Source organism: Paenibacillus hodogayensis (assembly GCF_039536325.1).
Classification (GTDB): Bacteria; Bacillota; Bacilli; order Paenibacillales; family NBRC-103111; genus Paenibacillus_AB; species Paenibacillus_AB hodogayensis.
In genome coordinates this window covers 154,701-178,074 of sequence record NZ_BAAAYO010000001.1, presented here as the reverse complement: position 1 = coordinate 178,074, position 23,374 = coordinate 154,701, and the positions used below count along the sequence as shown (strand labels likewise).

Below are 23,374 nucleotides of genomic sequence, written 5' to 3'. Positions count from 1 at the left end.
GGCATTTCATGAGGAAAGGACTGTTCGCGCATGAGATTGCAGCATAAGGTCGCTCTCGTGACTGGCGGATCGACCGGCATCGGCTTGGCCGTATGCCAGGCGTTCGCGGAGCAAGGGGCCAAGGTGGTTGTCAACTACATCGGTCCATCGGACCGGGCTGAAGCGGCTGTAGCCGCGATCCGGTCCGCCGGCGGAGAAGCGATGGCGGTTCATGCCGATGTGAGCGACGAGGCGCAGGTGAATGCCATGGTCGAGACGATCGGCCGGGCTTGGGGCGGAGTGGATATCCTGGTCAATAACGCCGGCATTTATCCCCGCAAGGCTTGGTACGAGATTACCGGGGACGAATGGGACCGCGTTCAGGCCGTCAACCTGAAGGCGTGCTTTTTGACCAGCAAGGCGGTATTTCCGCATATGCGGGCGAAAGGCTACGGCAAAATCATCAACGTATCGTCCGTCACCTTTTGGCGGGGGCAGAAAGGGTTCGCTCATTACGTCGCCTCCAAGGGCGGCGTCATCGGCTTTACCCGCGCGTTGAGCCGGGAAGTCGGCCAGCACGGCATTACGGTAAACGCCATATCGCCCGGGGCGGTCATGACAGAGCAGGAACTGCTCGATATGCCCGATCCGGCGGAGCGGGAATCGGTCGGGCGCTACTTCGCGGAGGAGCAGGCGATACCGCGGCGTCAGCTGCCTGCGGATATGGCCGGCGCGTTTTTGTTTCTGGCTTCGCCCGACAGCGACTTTACGACCGGCCAAACCGTCAACGTCGACGGCGGCTGGATGATGCATTAGCGTCCCTGAATAAATAGTTTGCCGGCCGTTCCGCGATTTGCGGACGGTCTTTTCCCCGTTTGTGTTTAAAAATTTCAAGGCCCTTTGTCGAAGGAAGAAAGGAAAAACCGCCGTGCATCACGAACAAACTAGGGAACGAGTTCACTATTCGAGTTCACAATGCGGAGGAGACCAGAGATGTCTTTAGAGCGTGGGCCTAGTGACAGTATCTTCTTTCAGCTGGCTTTTGCCCAGGCTCCGACCGCCATGGCGATCGTCGGCGTGGACGGTACGGTGCTGCACGCGAACGATTTCGCCTGCTCGTTTCTTGGGTATGCGGCCGAAGAGCTGACGGGAGCATCATGTTTCCGGTTTGCACATCCGGAGGACGCTGTCGCTCTGGAGAAGGCGCTGGCCGGCATGCTGGCCGGCGATCGATACGGGGGCGAGTTCGAGAAGCGGTACATCCATAAGCAGGGGCATACCGTATGGGCAAGCACCCGCGTGTCGCTGGTGCGTGACGAGAGCGGGGAACCGATGTACCTCATGGCGCACCTGATCGACAGGACCGCGCATAAGGGTGCCGAACGGGAGATGAGGCTGATCCTCAAACGGTATGAGGCTCTGTTCCACAATCACCCGGATCTGATTTATTCGTTGAACCTTGACGGAACGTATACGTATGCAAACCGGACGTTTCTCGATACGTTCGCTTTGGAGGCGGAGCAAATCGAGAGCGGTTCCCTGCACTTACGGATGCTGGTCGCCCCGGACCAACTGGCTGCCGCAGAAGAACGGTTTCGGCAAGTGAAAGGGGGGGAATCCCAACGCCATGAGTTTGTCGGTATCGATTCTCGGGGCAGGCGGATCGTATTCGACGTAGCCAACAGTCCGATTGAAGTGGATGGCCGAGTGATCGGGGTACATGGCGTAGCCCGGGATATTACGAAGCTGAAGAAGCTATGGGACCGACTGGAGCAAAGCCAGTCCATGTACGAGCTGATTTCGTTAAACTCCCAGGACATCATTTCCTACAGCGCTTTGGACGGTACGATTCTATATATGTCTCCCGCCTCGCACAAGCTGCTCGGCTTCGCTCCGGAGGAGATGCTGGGCAAATCGTTCGCCGCGCTGTGGCACCCTGTGGATCTGGAGGCGGCTTCATGTCAGCTTCTTCCCGGAACGGATTCCCACAAGTACACGTATCGGGTCAAGCACAAGGCCGGCCACTACGTCTGGATCGAAACGATGGCGAAATTGATTTCCGATGCCGCCGGGCGGCCGGACAAAATATTGGCCGTCAGCCGGGACATTTCCGACCGCAAACGGGCGGAGGACGAGTTGAAGGCCGCGAAGGAACGGCTGGAGTCGTCCATTGCCCATAATATCGATCCGATCATGGTGTATGATTCAGACAACCGCATTATCCAGGTCAATGAGGCGTTCGAGCAGGCGTTCGGATGGAAGGCGGATGAGCTTCTCACGCGATCCATCTACGATATCGCATTCGTGCCGCCGGAACTTAACGGGGAGCTCGAGCGGAATTTGATCCAGTTGAACGGCGGACAGCCGGTGCTGACGTACGAAACGCAGCGGCAGCGCAAGGACGGTCGTTCGCTCCCTGTCAGTCTGACGGCTTTTCCTCTGCGAGACGGACAAGGCAACGTATCCGGCTGCTCGGTTTCGTTCCGGGATATGACCGACCGCAAGCAGTCGGAGGAGCGGATGGTTAACGCAGAGAAGCTGTCGATCGCCGGACAGCTGGCCGCTGGCATCGCCCACGAAATCCGCAATCCGATTACGGCGATCAAAGGGTTCATTCAGCTGATGAACGGCGGCGGCTTTTCCCAGAAGCGCGAGTACTTTGACATTATCGCCTCGGAAATCGCCCGTATCGAGATGATCCTGAACGAGCTGCTCGTGCTGGCCAAGCCGCAAAGCGTTCTGTTCAGGCCCAAAGATATCGGCTTGCTGCTGCATCAGGTCAAAACGCTGCTCGACTCGCAAGCGATTATGAACAATGTGCAGCTTGTCACCGATTTCGAGCCGGACTCGGTCGTGATATCCTGCGACGAGAACCAGTTAAAGCAGGTGTGGATCAATGTAATCAAGAACGGCATCGAAGCAATGCCGGGCGGCGGCCTGATCGTCATCCAACTCCGGCAGCGGGACGATTTCGCCGTCGTGACGATCTCCGACGAAGGCTGCGGTATTCCCGGATCGCAGCTCGCGAGACTGGGCGAGCCGTTTTACACGACGAAAGAGAAGGGAAACGGTCTCGGCTTCATGGTCAGCAAGCGCATTATCGAGAACCATGGCGGTACGCTTGGCGTCAGCAGCCGGGAGGGCGAAGGGACGAGCGTGGAGGTCCGGCTGCCTTTTGAACAGCCGGGCTGAGGTGCTGCTTGGGAGAAAACGAACGACGAGACGGATAGTATCGGCTGGCGATCATTCGTCAAAGCTAGACCAAGCAAGAGAAAGCCGCAAAAAGCCTGGAAACGCCGTTTTCGGGAAGGAAACAACGAGCAACATCATCCTGCTGCAATCGCAAATGGATGCAACTTCAGGGAGCCGGGAAGCCCGATGCATTTCCGGCTATTCCGCCGTCGGGAGGGCGCGCCATGATCGTGATCAAAACCAAAGAACAAATCGCCAAGATGCACCGGGCCGGACAGCTGCTGGCCGCCTGCCACCGGGAAATCGCCAAGCGGATTCGGCCGGGCGTTACGACTCGGGAAATCGACGAATTTGCCGAAGCGTTCGTCATCGCCGGAGGCGGGACGATGGAGCAGAAGGGGTACCACGGCTATCCATATGCAACCTGCGCTTCGATCAACGATGTCATTTGCCACGGCTTTCCCGGGGAGCGGGCGTTGGCCGACGGAGATATCGTATGCATCGATATGGTGGTACGGCTGGACGGCTGGCTGGCCGACTCCGCGTGGTCCTACGCGGTCGGAACGGTCGGCCCGGAGGCCAAGAAGCTGTTGGAGGTTACCGAGACCTCGATGTACAAAGGGATCGAGCAAGCGATCGCGGGCAATCGGCTCGGCGATGTGTCTCACGCGATCCAGAAGTATGCGGAAGCGCAGGGCTTCTCGGTCGTTCGCGACTTCGTCGGCCATGCCATCGGCGAGGAGATGCACGAGGAGCCCCAGGTGCCGCACTATGGACCGCCCGGACTGGGCGTAAGGCTGAAGGAAGGCATGGTCATTACGATCGAACCGATGATCAATGCCGGAACGTACCATAGCAAGATCGACGCCGACGGCTGGACGGCGAGGACGGTGGACGGCAAGCTGTCCGCGCAGTACGAGCACACGGTGGCGATTACGGCGGAAGGGCCGCTTATTTTGACGAAGCAGTAACGAACGAACTGTTCCGGTTTACAGACATCATGACATTGGGGAGAGATTGAGGATGAAAAAAGTATTGCTGCTAGGGGATTCGATCCGGATGGGCTATGAGCCGCTCGTTCGCGCACAGCTTGCGGGAGAGGCCGAGGTTGTCGCGCCGGCGGAGAACGGCAGGTTCGCCAAGCATACGCTGTGGGGCGTCAATTTGTGGATCAAGGAGCTGGGCAAACCCGACATCGTGCATTGGAACAACGGATTGTGGGATTTGCACCATGAAGCGCCGATGATCGAAGCGTTGACGTCGCTGGACGAATACGTGCATACGATCGGACGCATTCTGAACGAGCTGCAAAGAACCGGAGCGTCGATCATCTTCGCTACAACGACTGCGGTGCCATATGACGAAACGAACCGGAGCAACGCCGAAATCGATATGTACAACGCGGCTGCGGTCGAACTGATGAACCGGCACGGGGTCGAAGTGAACGACCTGAACCGGATCGTCAAGCAGGACTTGGCCGGCTGCTTATGCCCCGACCGGCTGCATATGAGCGACACGGGCAATGCCAAGCTGGCGGAGCGCGTGACCTCCGTCATTCGCCGCTATTTATAAGCGGCATCGGGCAAATAGCCCTCGCAGACGTCGTCAGACGACCGCGAGGGCTATTTTGGCTATAACGAAAAATCGATGAAGATGCAGAAGCCGCTGCGGAATTACAACAGCGCTTCGATTGCCGGGGCGATCTCCGCCGGCTCGACGGGAGATTCGTAGCGTCCGACGACGTTGCCGCTGCGGTCGACGAGGAATTTCGTGAAATTCCATTTCACATCGTTGCTTTCGAGCAATCCTTCGCGCTCCAGCATCGACGTCAGCCGTTTGCCGCGCGGGTTTTCCGGATCGAATCCTTCGAAGGGAGCCTGCTCGGTCAAGTAACCGAACAGCGGGTGACGGTCCGATCCGTTTACGTCGACTTTCTCGAAAAGCGGGAACGTGACGCCATAGTTCAATTGGCAAAACGTATGGATTTCGTCTTCCGAGCCCGGTTCCTGCGCGCCGAACTGGTTGCACGGGAAGCCGAGCACCACGACGTCGCGGTCTTTATACTGCTCGTACAGCTTCTGCAGTTCCGTGTACTGCGGCGTAAATCCGCATTTGCTGGCCGTATTGACGATCAGCAGCACTTTGCCCTCGTACTGGTTGAGACCGATTTCTTCCCCGCGAATGTTGCGGGCGGTGTAGTCGTAAACTCCCATTGCTCATTCCTCCGTCGTCGTTTGATGGATTTGCTGCAGCAGGCGGGTAAGCCGATCGCGCAGCTCTTTCGTTTCTTCCGCCGGAATGTTGGCCCGCGAGAACGCCTTCTGCTGCGCGTCGCATACCTTCTGCTTAAGCGTGCCGCCTCTTTCGGTCAAGCGTATTCGGACATTGCGCTCGTCCGCCGCATCCCGCGCCCGGACAATCAGCTGCGCCTGCTCCATCTTCTTCAGCAGCGGAGTCAGCGTACCCGAGTCCAGGTACAGTCGGGAGCCAAGCTGCTTGACCGTCACGTCGTCCTGCTCCCATAACGCCAGCAGCGCGACGTACTGCGTGTACGTCAGCTCCAGCTCGTCCAGAAACGGCCGGTACAGCTTCGTCATCTCGCGGGAACAGGCGTACAAGGCGAAGCAGAGCTGGTTGTCCAGCGTAAGCGAATCGTCCCGGTTCATGCCAGCCTCCATATCGATTGTGCTAAATTAAATTGAATACAATGTAATTCTAGCACGCCGGAGCGGGCGAGTCAAAACGAACGCGTGTCCGGTTAGCGGTTTCGTTCGGAGCGCCTGTCATCCGTCTGCGTTATCCGCTTCCCTAAGCGGTTTCGGCAGATGGCAGGAAGGCCCCTGCGGCCATAGCCGGGTTACGTCGGCAAGCGTCCCGGCGTCGACAAATTGAAGTCTGTAGACGTCCGGCATCGTCGTCCCGGTCCAAAACGTATAGTCAAAGCGGCTGTCGTACCGGTTCAGCATAAGCGTCATAATATCTCCATGCGTGCCTACGGCCAGCGACTGACCGCGGTATTGTCCGATGAGCCGGCTTAACGACCGGCAAGCCCGTTCCTGCGCTTCGATACTCGATTCCCCGCCCGGATAGGCGAAACCGGGGTTGTCGAACAGCTTCCGCTTCGCCTCCATAAAAGCGTCCTTGCCGAAGCCGGTTGCGGACGCCTGCCGTTCGCGCAAATCCTCTTCGATCGCAATCTCCTTGCCCGCCGCTTCCGCAAGCGGACTTATCGTATCGATCGCCCTCCGGTACGGGCTGGATACGAATGCGTCGATTCGCGCCCCTAGGAGCAGCTCCCGAATAAGTCGGGCGTCTTCCGAGCCTTTGTCCGTCAAACCTCTCTCCCGCTCGGCGCCTTCGATATAGATTGATTCGGCGTGACGGATCATATAGACGGTCGTTTTCGGTCTCGTGTTCATTCGGCTCCCTCCTTCCTTGTGCAAAGCAGACTGCTTTCTTCTTCCCTACAGTTTACCAGTTTCCGCTTCGTCCGTCTTAACCGAGAACAGGTATAAGAAACCTTTGCTTTTGAACATCCGTCTACTATTTTGAAAGAGAAGGGGGAGGAACGATGAGCCTGCTCGGAAAAGGAAGAAACAGACGGCTGCTCGCAGGGGTCCCCGCGCTTCTGCTCATGCTGGGCAGCGGCTGCGGGAACGGGGGCGAAAGCGATCCGGCGGCGGCAGAGCCGAAATCGGTCGGGCCGGCTTCGCAGTTGCCCGGCATAAGCAGCCTTGCCCTTCAAGGCAACGCGGGAGCCGATCGGGAATCCGCGGCCGCGCCTTCGTTTCAACCTATTGTCGTGGCGGAAGGAACGGTTGAAGCGGCTGGAGGGGGAGCATACGAAACGATCCGCGTATGGTGGACCGAAGGGCAAGAAACGACGGATTTATCGCCGGGACCTTACATGGGAACGTTTCTGGACGGAAAGTTCGAGGCGGTTGCGTATGGGAATAACGGGGAAGAAAAAGCCCGCCTCGAGCTAAACGGGGCGTTTGACGGCCAGGCCATGAGCTTCCGCAAAGGCGAGCCGTTCAAGCTGCTCTTTGACGACTACAACGGCGACGGCGCGCCCGACTTTGCGATCGGGCAACGGGCCGGCAGCAACGGCAGCTTGTATGCCATTATCACGCTCCGGGAGGAAGGTTTTCGCCTTCTGGAACAAAACGTGTACTCGGTCGATAGCCGCGAATCGATCCGCTACCGTAAAGCGGGGAACGACGGGTTTATTAATACATACTATGATCAGCAAAAGGGGACCTACATGGAAACGATCCGTCGCTGGAAGGATGGAGCGTTTCTTGCGGAAGCGCCAACCGTGGCGGCGGACGTCCATTCAGCGGGTACAGACGATTGACCGCGGTATCGATCAAGCATCGAGAAGAACGAAATCCGAATCCGTACGCGGATCAGCTCGCCAAAAAAACCGTCGCTCTTGCGGAGCCGACGGTTTTTTGGCGATCCTGTATGACTATGCGTGCAACCGACTATGCATCAGTTGCTGCTGCCTTTGTCGATTTCCGGCGTTGGAGGAACGGCGCATACCCCGTCCTCGCAAAAACCGTCCGACCCTGCGCCTTCGGCCCCGTTTACGAATACGAGCGGATGCTCCTCCTGCCAAGCTTTAAGCAGCGTATCCACAAAAACGTCAGCCGGCTGCGCGCCGGATATGGCGTATTTGCGGTTAATAACGAAGAAGGGTACGCCGCGTACGCCGAGGGCGGCCGCTTCCTGTTCGTCCGCGCGAACTTCGTCGGAGCCTTCCTCCGTGCTCAAGTAACGGGCCGCTTCCTCCCGGTCGAGTCCGACCTCGGCGGCTAGTGCGGTCAGCACCTCGCGGTCCCCGAGATGGGCGGATTCGGTAAAGTAAGCGTACAGCAGCCGCTCGGTCATTTCCGCCGATTTGCCGTAACGTCCCGCCAGATGAGCCAGACGGTGGGCATCGAACGTATTGGTCGGCTTCATGGTGTCAAAATGAAAGGCAAGCCCGACCGACTTGGCCTGCTCGCCTACGTTGGCGTTCGCGGCTTTGGCCTGTTCCCGGCTCATGCCGTATTTGGCCGACAGCATGTCGTGAATATCGCCTTGCAGGTCGCGCTTGGAGCGGGGGTCCAGCTCGAAGCTGCGATACTCGATCTGCAGCTCGCTGCGGTGGGGAAAGCGTTCCAGCGCTTGCTCGAAACGCCGTTTGCCGATATAGCAGAACGGACAAATAAAATCGGACCATATTTCAACCTTCATAACGATCAGACCTCCTGAACATGATGTTGGCAAATAAAATGCCGTATATCGTAACCGATTCGGTTACATGATTGCTCCGTGTTACCAGTATAGGTTGAAAGCGAAAGCCAAGTCAATCGCCGCGGCTTTTTTGTTCCGTACAGACGGCAGACGAAGCGCCCCGGGAGGGCGGACAAATTTTTTAAATGAAAAATGGCGTGTAAACAGATACAATAAGGAGGTGATACCAACGGCCTAATGCTCGAAAGTATACAAATCTACAATTGAGATCAGGAGTCCCTGTTTTCATGCTCAAACAGCGTAGTTTGCCTATTTTGTTCTTTATTATCGTACTCATCGTTCCCTTTTACAGCCTGTTCCAATCCATAAAGGCAGACTCGTTTTCCGAAAAGGCCCGGGAAGGCATCATCGATCTGAGCAGGTGGGATTTCGCGGCGAACGGGTCGGTCCCGCTCTCCGGAGAATGGGAGTTTTACCGCAATCAGCTGCTCACGCCGCAGCATTTTCAGCCTTCCGGCGCCGGAGACGGCGTCCGACCGCAACTGTCCGGTTTGATCCCCGTTCCGGGCAAGTGGAACCGGTATATGTCGGAGGACGGCCGGGAGGCTGCGACCGGCTATGCGACCTTCCGTCTGCAAGTCCGTCTGAACGCGCAGACCGAGGCGCTGTACGGGCTGCAAACGACCAATATTCGAACGGCCAACCGGATTTACATAAACGGTCGGGAGGTGGGCGCGAGCGGCTTTCCGGGTGTGTCCGACGAGTCCAGCCGTTCGGCGAATACCCCCTATGTCGGCTTTGCGGTCGTGAAGGGGTCCGTGGCGGAAATTATCGTCCAGGTGTCCAACTTCAATTATTCGTCGGGCGGCATCATCTATCCGATCCTGTTCGGCGATCAGCATTCGATCATGAACAGCCGGGAGTGGAACGTTTCCGTCGATTTGATGACTTCGGCCGCCTTCATAATTCCCGGTATTTTTTTTCTGATTTTATACCGGATGCGCAGAGAGGACGTTTCCTTGCGCTACCTGAGCTTATTCTGCCTGTTCGCGCTCGTCTACGTGCTGACGCATGGCGAGAAGCTGTTGGCTGACCTGGTGCCGGACTTGGACTTTGAGAAGTTTTTGCGCATTCAGCTCGTATCTTCCATGCTTGTCCATTACTATCTGCTGCGTTACGTGCACGCCCTCGTAGCCGATAAAGTATCGCGCACCATCATTCTACTTTTTGTCGTGCCTACCGGATTGCTGCTGCTGCTGGCTGTCGGATCGCCCACGCTCTTCTTATCGCAACTGGACTCGCCCTACTTTTTATATTCGTTCCTGATCGTTTCCTATGTGGCGTACGCGCTGCTGCGTCAATTGCGGCGCCGTTCGAAAGAAATGGTCCTTGTGCTGATGAGCGTGCAGAGCATTGCCGTGATTATCCTGGTCAGCATTTTGAACGTAACCGGACTGCTCGAAAGCCAGGTGCTCGTCCCTTACGAGATGCTGATTTTCGTCATTGCCCAAGCGCTGCTGCTGGCCAGACGGTTCGCCGAATCGTTCCGCGAGGTCGAGCAACTGTCCCAGAAGCTGTTGACGCTGGACGGTCTGAAGGATGAATTCATGGCCAATACGTCGCACGAGCTGCGCACGCCTTTGCACGGGATGATCAACATAGCGGAATCGCTGCTCGCCGGGGCGGGAGGCGCGTTAAACCGCAAACAGCAGAACGATTTATCGATGGTCGTATCGACCGGGAAGCGGCTGTCGCTACTGCTGAACGATATTTTGGATTTCTCCAGGCTGAAAAACGGCGATATCGCTTTGAAGCGGCAGGCGGTCGACCTGCAAGCCGTCGCTTCCTCCGTGCTGGAGGTCATGTCGCATATGACCGGCGGCAAGCCGATCCACTTCGTGCAGAAATGGCCGGACCCGATGCCCTTGCTCGATACCGACGAGAACCGGCTGCAGCAAGTTTTGTTCAACCTGCTCGGCAATGCGGTCAAATTCACCCACAAAGGCGAAATCCGCCTTTACGCCGACGTTCGGGGCCGATATGTCAACGTATCGGTAGAGGATACCGGGATTGGCATCCCGAAGGAACGGATCGAGCACCTGTTCCAAGCATTCGACGAGGCGGCGGCCTCCGCGGACCTGGATTATAACGGCGGCACGGGGCTCGGTTTAAGCATTACGAAGAAGCTTGTCGAGCTGAACGGCGGGGAGGTTGCGGTACGGTCGGAGCCGGGCCGGGGTTCCGTATTCAGCTTTACGCTTCCGATCGCGGAGGACGCTTCCCAGTCGGAAGCGGTCTCGCCGGCCAAGAAGTACGCGGCGGAAAGCCGGACTGTGGATAAGACGGCCGCTGCTGGTATCGTTCCGGCCATTCCCGCCGGTCAGGAAGGCGCCGATTACGCGGTGCTTATCGTCGACGACGATCTGATCAATCTGCAGGTGCTGCACAATTTGCTGTCCGTCGAGCGGTGCGCCGTAACCGCCGCCCAGAACGGGGAAGAAGCGCTTAGCCTGCTGGAAAAGGGGCGCCGGCCCGACCTCGTGATCGTCGACTGGATGATGCCCGGCATGTCGGGGTTGGAGCTGTGCCGGAAAATCCGCGAACGGTATTCGCTGTCCGAGCTTCCCGTTCTGATGCTGACGGCAAGAAGTCGTCCCGAGGACGTACAGACCGGTTTTGGGGCGGGAGTCAACGACTTCCTGAGCAAGCCGGTCGAAGCCGTCGAGCTGCGAGCGCGTGTCCGCACGCTGCTCGAGCTGCGCAAATCGCTGCAGGCCGCGGTGCGCAGCGAGATGGCGTTTCTGCAGGCGCAAATAAAGCCGCATTTTTTATACAATGCGCTGAATACGATTATCGCACTGTGTCCTTCGGACCCGGCTATGGCGATGCGGCTGCTCGGCGAACTGAGCTTGTACTTGCGGGCCAGCTTCGATTTTCGCAACCGCGACCGGCTTACGACGGTGGAGCAGGAGCTGGAACTGGTTCATGCATACTTGACGCTGGAGCAGGCCCGGTTCGGGGAACGGCTCGTTGTCGAATACGCGATTCAGGGCAACCGGAGGAGCCTGATCCCGCCGCTTACGATCCAGCCGATCGTGGAAAATGCGGTGCGGCACGGCGTGATGCGCAAGGACGAGGGCGGTACGATCCGCATAGCCGTGACAATCGACACAGACCGGACGGTCGTAACCGTCACGGATGACGGCGTCGGAATGAAGCCAGAACGTCTGGAGCAAATTTTCACCGGCAGGGAAGGTGCCAGCGTAGGGCTTCGCAACATTCACGGAAGGCTGCTGACGCTGTATGGCAAAGGCTTGCAAATCAGGAGCGAATGGCAGAGCGGAACGACCGTCAGCTTCGAAGTGCTTGCGGGCGAGACGGACGAAAGAGGAAGGGAGAGGGAACGATGAAAGCGATACTGATCGATGACGAGAAGCCTGCGCTGCTGCAGCTGGAACGGCTGCTGAGTGCGGACGGACGCATACGGGTGGACGGGGCCTACACGAACGCCCGGGCTGGACTGGAACATCTGAGGGCGGACGAAGCCGATGTTGACCTCGTATTCCTCGATATCGATATGCCCGGCATGAACGGGCTGCAAGCCGCGGAATACATAGCTGAGATCAACCGGGAAATCCGTATCGTCTTTACGACCGCCTATTCCGAATATGCGATAGAGGCGTTCGAGCTGAACGCGATCGACTATGTGCTGAAGCCCATTCAGCCGGCACGGCTGGCCAAGACGATCGAGCGGTTCCAGCCGATCGGATCTTCCCTTCCCCGGAAAGACCGACCGCAACAACCCGATACGCCTAACGTGTTCGCCTTCAGACGGCTGGGACTGGCCGACGGAGGAGATAGCGGCCGGAAGGTGAAGTGGAGAACGCTCAAAGCGCAGGAGCTGTTCGCCTATATGATGCATCAGAAAGGTCAGTGGGTGGACAAGGATCATTTGCTGCATACGCTGTGGCCCGATATGGAGGCGAGTAAAGGGATCACCCATTTGCATACGACGATCTACCAGGTGCGCAAGGTGTTAAAAGACTGGGGAGGTCCGGCGGCTATTGAATACTCTCATGAAAGTTATCGGCTGTCCGGCGAGTACATCTTAACGGATGTGGAGCTATTCGAGCGCAAGCTCGCCTCCGTCGACGATATCTCCTTCTCCAATTACAACCGCTGCGAAAGCGCCGTGTCGCTGTACCGCGGCGATTATTTGGAGGAGCACGATTACATATGGGCTCAGCCCAAGAAGCTGGAGCTCCAGCATCGGTACGCCGCCATCGTGATGGGGATGGCCGAGTTCGACATGAATGCGGGCCATGAGCGGGAAGCGTTGAACAAGCTGCGCGGCTTGCAGGAGAAGGAGCCCTACATGGAAGAGCTGTACCGTCTGATGATGAGTATTTATGCCCGGCTCGAGGATTACGGGGCTCTACGCAGCTGCTATGAGAATTTTACCCACCTGCTGAGAACGGAGCTGGGCGGAGAGCCTGACGAGAAGACGAAACGGCTGGTAGAGAAGCTCCTTTCTTCGCGCGGATAGGGAGAACGTGCGTCTAGGCCAGCATCCCGGAGCTACAGGCAGCAAAGGACAGATAGCGGCTATTGTAACCGCTGCCTTCCGCAGGGTTCCCGGATAGCTCGTCGATTCCGCGTTCCTTCGCGCTTTACAGGCAGCCGGGGGAAGGGGTATGATTCATAGCATATTGTATCGTTTGAATCGCTGAATTCTGCTTTGGCAGAAACGGGGGAACCAACCGAAACCGTCACCTTTTACGGATGTACGATTTCACGGGGTGAATCGCTTTGTTCCTGAGAACGAAAGCGTAGGGCGACTCCAACGCCCGAATCCGTCAGCTAACCTCGCAAGCGTTCCGGGAGAAGCATCTGCCGCTATTTTCGCCATGGCTTGTTTGCCGTGGAGTTGGAAGCTGCGGGAAAGGTCTTCTTTCCCTGCGGCTTTTTTGTGCTGGCCGCTAATGAAAGTCGGTTGAAAATGTAAAGATTTTCGGGAACTATCTAACGGAGGGTTTAGGTCATGTATGTATTTTGCGTCACGTTCATTCTGCTGTTTGTGCTCGGCTTGCTCCTCGTGCCTTTTGTCGGCTTGCGGTTATCGCGGGGAGGGCCGTTTGTCAAAAACGACTGGAGGATGACGGTGGCTTTTTCGATGGCTCAGGCGCTAGTACTGGCATCCGTCGTGACGGTTTGGATTCATTAATCCGGGTCGTTATCTCGTTACGGCATGAACTTGATCTAAATCGCGCATTGTTTATGCCTGCCCTCGCATAATAAGATACATGTATTGGATGGAAACCGTCATTCGACCGAGCGAATGGGTTTTCGCGAACAAGCAATTTTGATAGAACGAAAGGGGAAACATATAATGGCCATTGTACAATCAGAGCTGGAAACGTCAGCGGCACGCGAATACGTTCGCGAAGTATATGAAACGGTAGTAAGACGCAATCCTCACGAAAGCGAATTTCATCAAGCGGTCAAAGAAATCGTCGAGTCGCTTGTTCCGGTATTCGCCAAGCACCCGCACTACATGAAGCACGGCATTCTGGAAAGAATCGTAGAGCCGGAGCGCGTCATCACATTCCGCGTGCCGTGGGTGGACGACCAAGGCAAAGTGCAAGTGAACCGCGGCTTCCGCGTACAATTCAACAGCGCGATCGGACCTTACAAAGGCGGACTGCGTTTCCATCCGTCGGTTAGCGCAAGCATCATCAAGTTCTTGGGCTTCGAGCAAATTTTCAAAAACTCGCTGACTGGCCAACCGATCGGCGGAGGCAAGGGCGGCTCGGACTTCGATCCGAAAGGCAAATCCGATGGCGAGGTTATGCGCTTTACCCAAAGCTTTATGACCGAGCTGTACCGTTATATCGGTCCGGACGTCGACGTACCTGCCGGGGATATCGGCGTAGGCGCGCGCGAGATCGGCTATATGTTCGGACAGTACAAACGGATTCGCAGCGGCAATGAAGCGGGCGTTCTGACCGGCAAGAGCATCGTATACGGCGGCAGCTTGACCAGAACGGAAGCGACCGGTTACGGCTGTGTCTACTTCGTCGCCGAAATGCTCAAATCGATCGGCTGGAGCTTCGCTGAGAGCACCGTCGTCGTGTCCGGTTCCGGCAACGTATCGATCTATGCCATCGAGAAAGCTCAACAATTCGGCGCGAAAGTCGTAGCATGCAGCGATTCCAACGGATATATATACGATCCGAACGGCATCAAGCTCGAAACGGTCAAACGGCTGAAAGAAATCGAGCGCAAACGGATCAGCGAATACGTCAATGAGCATCCGGGTTCGGTTTACACTGAAGGCTGTACCGGTATCTGGTCGATTCCTTGCGATATCGCCCTGCCATGCGCAACCCAAAACGAAATCGACGATGAGTCGGCCAAGCTGCTCGTGGCCAACGGCGTCAAAGCGATCGGCGAAGGCGCGAACATGCCTTCCACGCTTGAAGCGATCGACGTGTTCCTGCAAAACGGCGTTCAATTCGGCCCGGCGAAAGCGGCCAACGCCGGCGGCGTAGCCGTATCGGCTTTGGAAATGGCCCAAAACAGCATGCGTTATTCGTGGACGTTCCACGAAGTGGACGACAAGCTGCACCACATCATGAAAGACATTTACCGCAACAGCGTCAAGGCAGCCGAAGAGTACGGCTACTCCGGCAACCTGGTCGTTGGCGCGAACATCGCCGGCTTCCTGAAAGTCGCCGACGCGATGATTTTGCAAGGCGTTGTATAATAAGCCAATTAAAAAAGGAAATGGACGCTAGGCGTTCATTTCCTTTTTCTATTCGTTGTTGAACCGTCCGACGTTGGCAAAGAAGGTTTTGATAAAGTCGTAAAAAAGCTTTTCGGTAGGAGGCAGCTCCCGGCTGGCCGGCGTAATAATACCGACGCTTCGCGTCACCTGCGGGTCTTCGAAATGAATTTTTACCGTCGAGCGGGGAATGCTGTCGTTAAGCGCGATTTCCGGCAAAAGCGTAATGCCAAGACCGGCCGCGACCAGCCCACGGATGGCGTCGATATCGTCTCCCTCGAACGAAATGATCGGTTCGAAGCCCTGCGAGGCACAGGCATCGATCACAAGATCGCGCAGCACAAACCCTTCGGGGAACAATACGAAGTTGTCGTTGCGCAGTTGGCTCAGCTTCAGCGATGTTTGTCCGGCCAATGGATGATGCGCGGGCAGCAACGCTACGATTCGTTCCAGGAATAAGGTGTCGCCGTTAATCTGCTTGCTTCCCTTCGGCACCGGACCGATCAGGGACAGATTCAGCATGCCTTTGGAAACCAGATCGATCAGTTCTCTATACGACCCATGTTGGAGTTGAAACTGGACTTTCGGGTATTTGTCCCGAAAAGCGGAAATGACCATGGGAAGCATATGGGAGGCGAGACTGCTTGGAAAACCGATTCGTACGGTTCCCCGCTGCGGATCGAGGAAATCCTCGATTTCCTGCTGCGCCTTCTCGATCACCTGCAACGCTTGCTGCATATGGCCAAGGAACATTTTACCGATAGGGGTAAGCCTTACCTTGCGCCCGTCCCGAATGAACAGGTCAACGCCGAGCTCGGCCTCAAGCTTGAAAATTTGCCGGCTGACCGCAGATTGCGCCACGTGCAGCACATACGATGCCTCGGTAACATGCTCCAGCTTCGCGACTTCGATAAAATATTGGATTTGCCGTAGTTCCACGTTGGAAATATCACCGCCACTAGTTATCACACGCTATGTGAGGTTTAGCGCTTCCCCTATTGTACACTAAACCGGAACACAATGAAACACCCTTTCCAGGGCTTTATAACCGTTTCAGCAGACGGGCGAACTCCTCCAAAGGCAGCGGCTTGTCAAAATAAAACCCTTGCGCCTCGTATCTCCAGCTCCAGAAAGCGGGAATCGAGCCCGGTCTCTTCAAGAGTGCGGGCCAGCAGAGGCACCAGATAGTCCTCGCGGATTTGCAGCATGGACAGATTGACCGCGACCTTAATCGGCGGGTAGCCGGCTTGCTGCCACGCTTTGTTTTGCGCGCAGGCTGTGCGCAAAATCCATTCCCCGAGCGGCAGGATAAGTCTGGTTTCTTCGGCCAGCGGGATAAATTCGGACGGGGGCACGATGCCGAACGACGGATGATTCCAGCGGATCAGCGCCTCGACTCCGATCATTCGCCCGCTTTGCACATTGTATTTCGGCTGGTAAAACAGGACGAATTCTTCTTGCTCGATCGCCCGGTGCAGCCCTTGCTCCAGCTCCATCCGGCGCATGGCCGCTTCGTTCATGAGCGGCTCGAAAAAACGGAAGCAGAATCGGGCAACACTTGCCTTGACGAAGGGAGCCACTCCCGCGTCGATCTGCCGGAGCATGCCTGCGGTTTCCGTTTACGCTGCTTCGCCTTGCTTCGAGGTCGCGGCCTGGCCTGGATCCTTTGTCCAGCAGGATACGTCGCACACTGGAGGAACTGAGTTGTAGGGACTCGTGCTCCTCCAAAGTTGAGGATGTCCCTAACGGTAATTCAGGGACACCCTCAGTAACAAACAAAATAGGATGGAACTTGGAAAAACAAAGGAGGTAAGCGGTCTGTCCTCAGCTTAGATCTTTCGTTTTTGGTGTCCACTGCTGCTTTCTTGAGCAAATAGCGAATGTTGTTCGGACTAAGAGCGACTTGCTGGTTTTTTATATGATTATACTTTAATGTTTTAATGCGTTACTTCTAGAAATTGTACATATGTATTTAAACCTGATAAATCCCATGGGGCAGGGCTGCTGCAGCTGGCCCGATCCGATTCGGGGAGATCGTGCTGAACCGCTCGCGGTTCCAACTGAACGAAGCCGCCGCCGCGATGATGGAGCTGCGGTCGCTGGTCAGTTTTTCGTGGTGGGAGAGGTAAATATGTAAACCGGCAAATTACGAACCGCTCCGGGTTTGGCATAGCGCCACCGCTCGCGAGCGGTTTTTTAATCGCAGTATCCGACCTGGCTGCCTCGCTCACCGTTTTCGTACCGCTTCTTTTCAACAAAAAAAAGAAGAAGCGACCGTCAAATCGGCAATTATTGAAGATTTACAGGTCTTAGAATGTGGGATATAATAAAAGCAAAAAATGATACATTGTCTCACATTATGATACAAATAGTCATTTTAATTTTTAAAGGGACGCCCGATCCGTCGATTTATGGGGACAGCGGCGCGAACAATCCGTCCAACTACGGGGTGGGCAAAGCGGCTGTTATCCAGTTCACCCGCTATTGCGCGGCGCACTTGGCGGCAAAGGAGTCCGTGTCAACAGCGAAACCCCGGGACCTTTCCCGAATCCGCACTTGCAGCAAAATGTCGCCTTCCCGCAGCAGCTCGGCAAGAAGACGATGCTCGGCCGGGAGGGCACGGCGGAAGAGGTCGCAGGCGCGGTCGTCTTTCTCGCATCCGGAGCGTCGAGTTATTGACCGGCTCCAATATCGTCGTTGACGGCGGATGGACCGCCTGGTAAAAGGAGAATGAACATGCAGAAGCACAACGGCGCCGGATCGGCCCCATCCAAGTTGACACTGAGTACGGCTCAGTTCGGAATGCCTTACGGCATCCATAACCGCGACGGGGTGCCGTCGGAAGAAAGCAGCTTCGAGCTATTACGTCAGGCATCTTCAGGCGGAATCACGTCATACGACACGGCGGCGGCATACGGCACTTCCGAATGCTTCTGGGTAAATTTTTCAGTGGCCGGCAGCCTTTGATTACAACCAAAATTCATCTGAGACCGGGGCCCGGCGACGGTCGCGAACAGATCGAGCGCGGATGTGATGGAGCATTTCGGGGAGCCGATCACCGCTTCGTTCCGCAAGATGCGGCATGAAGGCTTGATTGGCTGGGCTGGCATTTCCGTGTCGCAAAATACAGCGGCGGAATTCCAGATCGAAGGACCGCCGATATCCGAGCGGCTGCCGGAAGAAATTGCCGCTTTGTTCCGGGACGTCCACGAGCATGCTGCGCGGGCGGATGGTGGAATAAGGGAACTATACAGGTTGTCCATCGGGCATATGTGACCGGGGCAGCCCAATTTTTTCTTCACTAGGGCGTCTGACGCTTGGAAGGAGGCGATGAACGGAAGTATGGTTCGCATGTTCAGCGGCAGCTCCATTTTCGTCAAAAATATCGTGTTGTTTATGTTGTTTGCGGTACCGATGTACGGTATCAGCCTGCTCATCAACCATTCCAACTCCGAGCATGTGAAGGAACAAATATTCGGCTCCATGCAATCGCGCGTCCATTTTTATTTGAACTCGCTCGAGGAAGAAATCGGCCGGGTCAATCGGTTGAAGCAGCAATTTATTACAGATGACGATTTACAAAGATTGAGCGCGCTCGCTCTTCAAATGTCCAATTACGACAAACGCGGCGCCATTCTAAGAATTCAGCAGAAGCTGCAAAACGTCGTAGACTCCAGCTTGTATGTGGAAGAGGCGACGGTCCATATTCCGCTCATCGACCGCACCATTTCCAACGTGTATTATGACGAGGATGTCGCCTTAAACAAAATAGAGGCGCTCGCTCGCGACTCCGAATCGAGAAGTTCGCCGTTCGTCGTCTGGAATCACGACCTGCTGATCGTCCAAAGCGCCCCCCGGCAAAGGAACGGGACGACGGCGTATTTGGCCGAAATCAAGCTGTCCGAACAAAAGCTGCGGCAAACGCTCGTCCATATTACGAACGAACCGAAAGGAGGGGCCATGCTGATCGATCGGGAGCGCCGGTGGATGCTGTCGTCCGACGGCGACGACGACCGGTACGAACAATGGGTCCGTGAGCTCGCGAGCGCAGGCGGTCAGAAAACCATTGCTATCGCGGGCGAAGCTTATTGGCTGACTTACGACTATTCGGAGTTTCTTGGCGCCTTTCTTGCCGTATATGTTCCCGAAGAGCAGTTTATGGACTGGAAACGGAAATATCGGCTTATTTTATGGCTTGTTACGGCTGTCTCGCTTCTGTTCGCGGGCTTGTTCTCGTACTGGAATTACCGCTTGATTCATAAGCCGTTGATCCGTCTGGTGCACGCATTCCGCAAGATGGAGAAGGGAGATCTGCAAGTGCGGCTGGAGCACCGCCACGAGGACGAGTTCCGCTACTTGTATGATCAATTTAATGCGACTACAGCTCGGCTGAATACGTTGATATCCGAGGTGTACGAGCAGAAAATCAGGTCCCAACGGTCGGAGTTGAAGCAGCTGCAGTCGCAAATCAATCCCCATTTTTTGTATAACAGCTTCTTTGTTTTGTACCGGATGGCGCAAAGGCACGATCACGATAACGTCGCTCGATTTACCGAGCATCTCGGTCACTATTTCCGGTTTATTACCCGGTCCGAAGCCGACGAGGTAACGTTTGAGGAAGAATACGACCATATGAAAGCGTATACAGAAATTCAAAGAACCCGTTTCTCCCGTTCGGTCCAGACGGACATTATGCCATTGCCCGATCGGGCAAAGAACGTGGCGGTGCCACGGCTGATCCTGCAGCCGTTGGTGGAGAATTCGTTCCATCATGCGCTCGAGCATAAACAAAAGGGGGGATTGCTGAGCGTCCGGTTTCGGGAGGAGACGGGCGGGCTGCTTATCGAAGTGGAAGATAACGGCAGCCAGATCGATCCTGTACAAATCGAGCGATTGAACGGATTGCTCCGCCGATCGGGCGCCGATATGGAATTGACGACCGGAGTATTTAATGTGCATCGACGGCTGTGGATCAAGTTCGGGGAGAACGCCGGACTTCGATTCGCAGTCGGAGAACTGGGAGGTTTGCTTGTTTGTATGCGTATCCCGCTGCCCAAGGAGGTTGAATAGATGTACCGGTTATTGATTATCGATAACGAGGAGATTATCGTCGAAGGTTTGGTGGAGCTGTTCACGGAGATGCCCGAGCTGGAGCTGGAAGTATACGGGGCCTACTCGGCGGACGAAGCGATCCTGCTGCTGGAGCGGACAAAAATCGATATCGTCCTGACGGACATTCATATGCCGGGAATGAGCGGGTTGCAGCTGCAGCAGGTTATAGTCCGACAATGGCCGTGGTGCAAAGTCATTTTTCTGACCGGCTTCAACCGGTTCGAATATGCGCAGAGCGCGCTGCGCTATGAAGGTATCGATTTCGTGCTGAAAACCGAAGGAGACGGCAAAATTATCGAGGCGGTGGAAAAAGCGAAAGCGAAGCTTCGGGAGCAGACGGAAACCCGGCACAGGCTCAAGCAGGCACAACGCCAAATGGAAAAAGCTTTGCCTTTACTCAGACAGACTTGCCTGAAAGAGCTTCTCGATGGAGACAGCGCGGCGGATGAGCAGGCAGAAGAACTGCTTCGAGAGCTCGGGACGGGACTGACGATCGTCCAGCCAGTGCTGCCCGTTGTCGGGCGGCTGGACGATCTGCCCCGTTCGCCCAAAGATCGGGCTCTGTACGTATGTGCGCTGCAAAATAGGATCGAGGGCTATTTGTCGCCGACGACCGCCATCTGTTTTGTCGATTACGACAAAACGCGGTTCGTCTTGTTGATTCAGTCCTTGGACTTATCCCGGGAGGAGCGCCATGAAAGCGAGTTCGAGAAGGCTGCTAGGACGCAGCGTTTCATTCACGGCATGCTGGAACATGTCCAACAGGAGAGCAAGCACGCTTGGAACGTGCGGCTGTCCTTTGCGGTAGCGAATGAGTTTGTCCGATGGGAGCGGTTGTCCGACATGTTGAACAAGCTGAAATGTTATTTTCATTTCGGACTCGGTATCGGACCGGAGACAATGCTTGCCGGTCCTTGTATTCAGGAAGATCGCACAGAGGAGAGAGAGGCGGCTACTCCGTCGGGGGCATCCTCAGGCAATTATGACCGTTTGAAGCGTTACTTGGAGCAGGGAAGGAAAGAAGAGTTTCAGGAATTGATCCGACAAATGATGCCAGGGCCGGATTCGGAGCGGGGAAAGCCCGGGAACGAAGATTTGCGGTGGATGGAGCTTTATTACCATTTCGTTGCCTTGCTTATGACCGCCGTCAATGAATGGGATTTGTACGAAACGGTGCAAACGGCGGAAGACTTCCGTAAGCTCGGCGTATGGGACGATGCGGAAGGGTGGGAAGAGCGGTTCGGCCGCATGTTCCGCTTGTCGGGCAGCCTGTTCGATCTGCGCGAGGACGGATACCGCAAAGATAGCGACGAATTGGTAAGCCGGATCAACCAATATATCGATCGGCACATTAACGGGGATTTGTCCCTTACCCGTCTCGGGGAAGCGATGAAGCTGAATCCTTCTTACTTGTCGCGCCACTATAAACAGACTACCGGAAAGGGCGTTTCGGAATATATTATGGAAGCCAGATTGAGCACGGCCAAGCGTCTGCTGACGGGCAGCCGGCTCAAAATCCACGAAATATCGGCCGAAGCCGGCTTTTTGACGGATGCGACCTTTTACCGGTGCTTCAAGAAAGCGATCCGGCTGACGCCGCAGGAATACCGCGAAGTAAATAAATAAGAGGACAACGTAAAGAACCGTAAGTAGTCCGGCGAAGCACCCCCCTTTATAATTGGATATGATCACCGGTGTAAGACATTTATGAGGGGGAGATATCCAGTATGAGAAGAACTTATGCCTTGTCGCTGCTGTTCGGCTTGTCGATGGCGGCGTTGTCCGCTTGCGGCTCAGACAAGGAGCAGCCCGGAGCGGCGAACACGCCGGAGAGGAAGAAAGATCCGATTACACTGTCCGTATTCGGACTCGGGGTCAAGGAGGAAGAATTCAACGACCGGTTCAGGGGAGAGCTATCGAAGAGGTTTCCGTACATCACCTTCAAATACATCTCACCGGACACGGGCAACTCGCTGCCGGAGCTTGTGGCGCGCGGGGAAACGCCCGATCTGATTCGGACGGACATTCCGAATTTGAAGAACAATTACCTCGATCTCAAAATCGGCACCGATCTGAACCCGTTCGTCAAATCGCACAGCTACGATCTGAACCGCTTCAACCCCCCGTTCGTTCAGGAAATGATTGATGCCGGTCAGAACGGGGCCTTATACGGAATTCCGTATCCGCCTTATATTCCGATGGTGCTGAGCTTTAACAAGTCTTTGTTCGACCAGTTCGGGGTCCCTTATCCGAAGGACGGTATGAATTGGGATGAGGTGTACGAGATCGCCAAGAAAATGAGCAGAACGGAAGGCGGCAGCGCCTATCGCGGATTCAGCGGCAACGTGATGGCGATGCTGCGAGATAACACGTACGGCTACCCGATTCTTGATCCGAATGCGGACCAGTTGTACAACCCGGAGAAATGGAAAACGATATTTTCCAACTTCATACGCCTCTACAAGATTCCGAACAACAAAATCGATCCGGTCGTCGGTGCAGAACTGAACGGCGAAGCGTTCAATAAAGGGAAAGTCGCTATTCATGCATACCAATACAGCACCTATGCGCCAATACCAGAAACAATCGACTGGGATATCGTATCGTACCCGACGTTTCCGGGCGAAGCGAAAATAATGGCCTGGCGAGGCCCCGCCTACTGGTCTGTCTCCGCGCTCAGCAAGCATAAGGACGACGCGTTTCAAGTCATCATGGCGATGGTATCGGATGAAGTCCAATTGGCCGATTCGAAGAAAGGCATCCTTCCAACGGTCATCAATAAACAGATCAAAGACGCCTTCGGACAAGAACGGCCGGATTTGAAAAACAAAAATATCGGTGCGTTGTTTTATTACAAGGAATGGGCGCCTTACTCGCCCAAACGGATAAGCGGAGCCGCCACCGTCGCCACCGTCTTACAACAAAACAATATGGCCGTGACGTTCCATGATGTAGCGATGGAGAAGACGGATATGAATACGGCGCTCAGCCAGTTGGACGAGAAGCTGAAGCAGGAGCTCGCAAAGGATAAGAACAAGTAGCGTCCTTGGAAGGCGGCTCCTCGCC

21 protein-coding genes and 1 riboswitch are annotated in these 23,374 nt (G+C 55.7%); of the genes, 15 read left to right on the top strand and 6 right to left on the bottom strand.

Annotated features, from left to right (window positions below; translation table 11 throughout):
• The first annotated feature begins 30 nt into the window (after positions 1–30).
• The 4 genes from ABD796_RS00645 (at position 31) to ABD796_RS00630 (ending at position 4,743) form a co-directional block, all read left to right on the top strand.
• The gene (locus ABD796_RS00645) at positions 31–795 is read left to right on the top strand and encodes an SDR family NAD(P)-dependent oxidoreductase (RefSeq protein WP_344901286.1); all 765 of its coding nucleotides are present in this window, start codon (positions 31–33) and stop codon (positions 793–795) included.
• 177 nt (positions 796–972) lie between these two features.
• A complete protein-coding gene (locus ABD796_RS00640) occupies positions 973–3,171 on the top strand; it encodes a PAS domain S-box protein (RefSeq protein WP_344901283.1) in 2,199 nt (732 codons plus the stop codon).
• A 224-nt stretch (positions 3,172–3,395) separates the two neighbouring features.
• Entirely contained in the window at positions 3,396–4,142 is a 747-nt protein-coding gene (map, locus tag ABD796_RS00635; RefSeq protein ID WP_344901280.1) for a type I methionyl aminopeptidase, read from the top strand.
• A 52-nt stretch (positions 4,143–4,194) separates the two neighbouring features.
• A complete protein-coding gene (locus tag ABD796_RS00630) occupies positions 4,195–4,743 on the top strand; it encodes an SGNH/GDSL hydrolase family protein (RefSeq protein ID WP_344901277.1) in 549 nt (182 codons plus the stop codon).
• A 101-nt stretch (positions 4,744–4,844) separates the two neighbouring features.
• Here the strand turns inward: ABD796_RS00630 and ABD796_RS00625 are convergent, their stop codons facing one another.
• From ABD796_RS00625 to ABD796_RS00615, 3 genes are all read right to left on the bottom strand, one after another.
• Positions 4,845–5,384 carry a glutathione peroxidase gene (locus ABD796_RS00625; protein ID WP_344901274.1) on the bottom strand — a complete coding sequence of 180 codons (540 nt, stop codon included), beginning with the start codon at positions 5,382–5,384 and terminating at the stop codon, positions 4,845–4,847.
• Between the two features lie 3 nt (positions 5,385–5,387).
• Positions 5,388–5,837 carry a MarR family winged helix-turn-helix transcriptional regulator gene (locus ABD796_RS00620; RefSeq protein ID WP_344901271.1) on the bottom strand — a complete coding sequence of 150 codons (450 nt, stop codon included), beginning with the start codon at positions 5,835–5,837 and terminating at the stop codon, positions 5,388–5,390.
• Positions 5,838–5,954: 117 nt separating this feature from the next.
• Entirely contained in the window at positions 5,955–6,590 is a 636-nt protein-coding gene (locus tag ABD796_RS00615) for a histidine phosphatase family protein (RefSeq protein ID WP_344901268.1), read from the bottom strand.
• A gap of 152 nt (positions 6,591–6,742) precedes the next feature.
• Between ABD796_RS00615 and ABD796_RS00610 the strand changes: the two genes are divergently transcribed.
• Entirely contained in the window at positions 6,743–7,528 is a 786-nt protein-coding gene (locus tag ABD796_RS00610; RefSeq protein ID WP_344901265.1) for a hypothetical protein, read from the top strand.
• A 137-nt stretch (positions 7,529–7,665) separates the two neighbouring features.
• Here the strand turns inward: ABD796_RS00610 and ABD796_RS00605 are convergent, their stop codons facing one another.
• Positions 7,666–8,412: a DsbA family oxidoreductase gene (locus tag ABD796_RS00605; RefSeq protein ID WP_344901262.1), complete on the bottom strand. Its 747-nt coding sequence runs from the start codon at positions 8,410–8,412 to the stop codon at positions 7,666–7,668.
• A 287-nt stretch (positions 8,413–8,699) separates the two neighbouring features.
• Between ABD796_RS00605 and ABD796_RS00600 the strand changes: the two genes are divergently transcribed.
• The 4 genes from ABD796_RS00600 to gdhA all read left to right on the top strand — a co-directional run bounded on the left by ABD796_RS00600 (position 8,700) and on the right by gdhA (position 15,178).
• Positions 8,700–11,822 (top strand): hybrid sensor histidine kinase/response regulator, encoded by a 3,123-nt coding sequence (locus ABD796_RS00600; protein WP_344901259.1) that lies wholly within the window; start codon positions 8,700–8,702, stop codon positions 11,820–11,822.
• Positions 11,819–12,958, top strand: a complete 1,140-nt coding sequence (locus tag ABD796_RS00595; RefSeq protein WP_344901256.1) for a response regulator — start codon at positions 11,819–11,821, stop codon at positions 12,956–12,958. The genes ABD796_RS00600 and ABD796_RS00595 overlap by 4 nt, the downstream gene beginning before the upstream one ends.
• Before the next feature lie 168 nt (positions 12,959–13,126).
• Positions 13,127–13,301, top strand: a riboswitch (cyclic di-AMP (ydaO/yuaA leader).
• 152 nt (positions 13,302–13,453) lie between these two features.
• A complete protein-coding gene (locus tag ABD796_RS00590) occupies positions 13,454–13,636 on the top strand; it encodes a hypothetical protein (protein ID WP_344901252.1) in 183 nt (60 codons plus the stop codon).
• Positions 13,637–13,801: 165 nt separating this feature from the next.
• The gene (gene gdhA / locus ABD796_RS00585; protein WP_344901249.1) at positions 13,802–15,178 is read left to right on the top strand and encodes an NADP-specific glutamate dehydrogenase; all 1,377 of its coding nucleotides are present in this window, start codon (positions 13,802–13,804) and stop codon (positions 15,176–15,178) included.
• Between the two features lie 48 nt (positions 15,179–15,226).
• On the opposite strand, the gene gltC is transcribed toward gdhA, so the two are convergent.
• Entirely contained in the window at positions 15,227–16,135 is a 909-nt protein-coding gene (gene gltC, locus ABD796_RS00580) for a glutamate biosynthesis transcriptional regulator GltC (RefSeq protein ID WP_344901246.1), read from the bottom strand.
• Positions 16,136–16,287: 152 nt separating this feature from the next.
• Complete coding sequence (locus ABD796_RS00575) at positions 16,288–16,800, bottom strand: EAL domain-containing protein (protein ID WP_344901243.1); 513 nt, start codon at positions 16,798–16,800, stop codon at positions 16,288–16,290.
• A gap of 880 nt (positions 16,801–17,680) precedes the next feature.
• On the opposite strand from ABD796_RS00575, the gene ABD796_RS00570 reads away from it, so the two are divergent.
• The 6 genes from ABD796_RS00570 (at position 17,681) to ABD796_RS00545 (ending at position 23,349) form a co-directional block, all read left to right on the top strand.
• Complete coding sequence (locus ABD796_RS00570) at positions 17,681–17,875, top strand: SDR family oxidoreductase (protein WP_344901240.1); 195 nt, start codon at positions 17,681–17,683, stop codon at positions 17,873–17,875.
• Positions 17,876–17,932: 57 nt separating this feature from the next.
• Positions 17,933–18,163 (top strand): hypothetical protein, encoded by a 231-nt coding sequence (locus ABD796_RS00565; RefSeq protein ID WP_344901237.1) that lies wholly within the window; start codon positions 17,933–17,935, stop codon positions 18,161–18,163.
• Positions 18,164–18,229: 66 nt separating this feature from the next.
• The gene (locus ABD796_RS00560; protein WP_344901234.1) at positions 18,230–18,472 is read left to right on the top strand and encodes a hypothetical protein; all 243 of its coding nucleotides are present in this window, start codon (positions 18,230–18,232) and stop codon (positions 18,470–18,472) included.
• A 54-nt stretch (positions 18,473–18,526) separates the two neighbouring features.
• Positions 18,527–20,266 (top strand): sensor histidine kinase, encoded by a 1,740-nt coding sequence (locus ABD796_RS00555; RefSeq protein ID WP_344901231.1) that lies wholly within the window; start codon positions 18,527–18,529, stop codon positions 20,264–20,266.
• Entirely contained in the window at positions 20,267–21,934 is a 1,668-nt protein-coding gene (locus tag ABD796_RS00550) for a response regulator (protein WP_344901228.1), read from the top strand.
• Between the two features lie 101 nt (positions 21,935–22,035).
• Positions 22,036–23,349 (top strand): ABC transporter substrate-binding protein, encoded by a 1,314-nt coding sequence (locus ABD796_RS00545; protein WP_344901225.1) that lies wholly within the window; start codon positions 22,036–22,038, stop codon positions 23,347–23,349.
• Positions 23,350–23,374 lie beyond the last annotated feature (25 nt).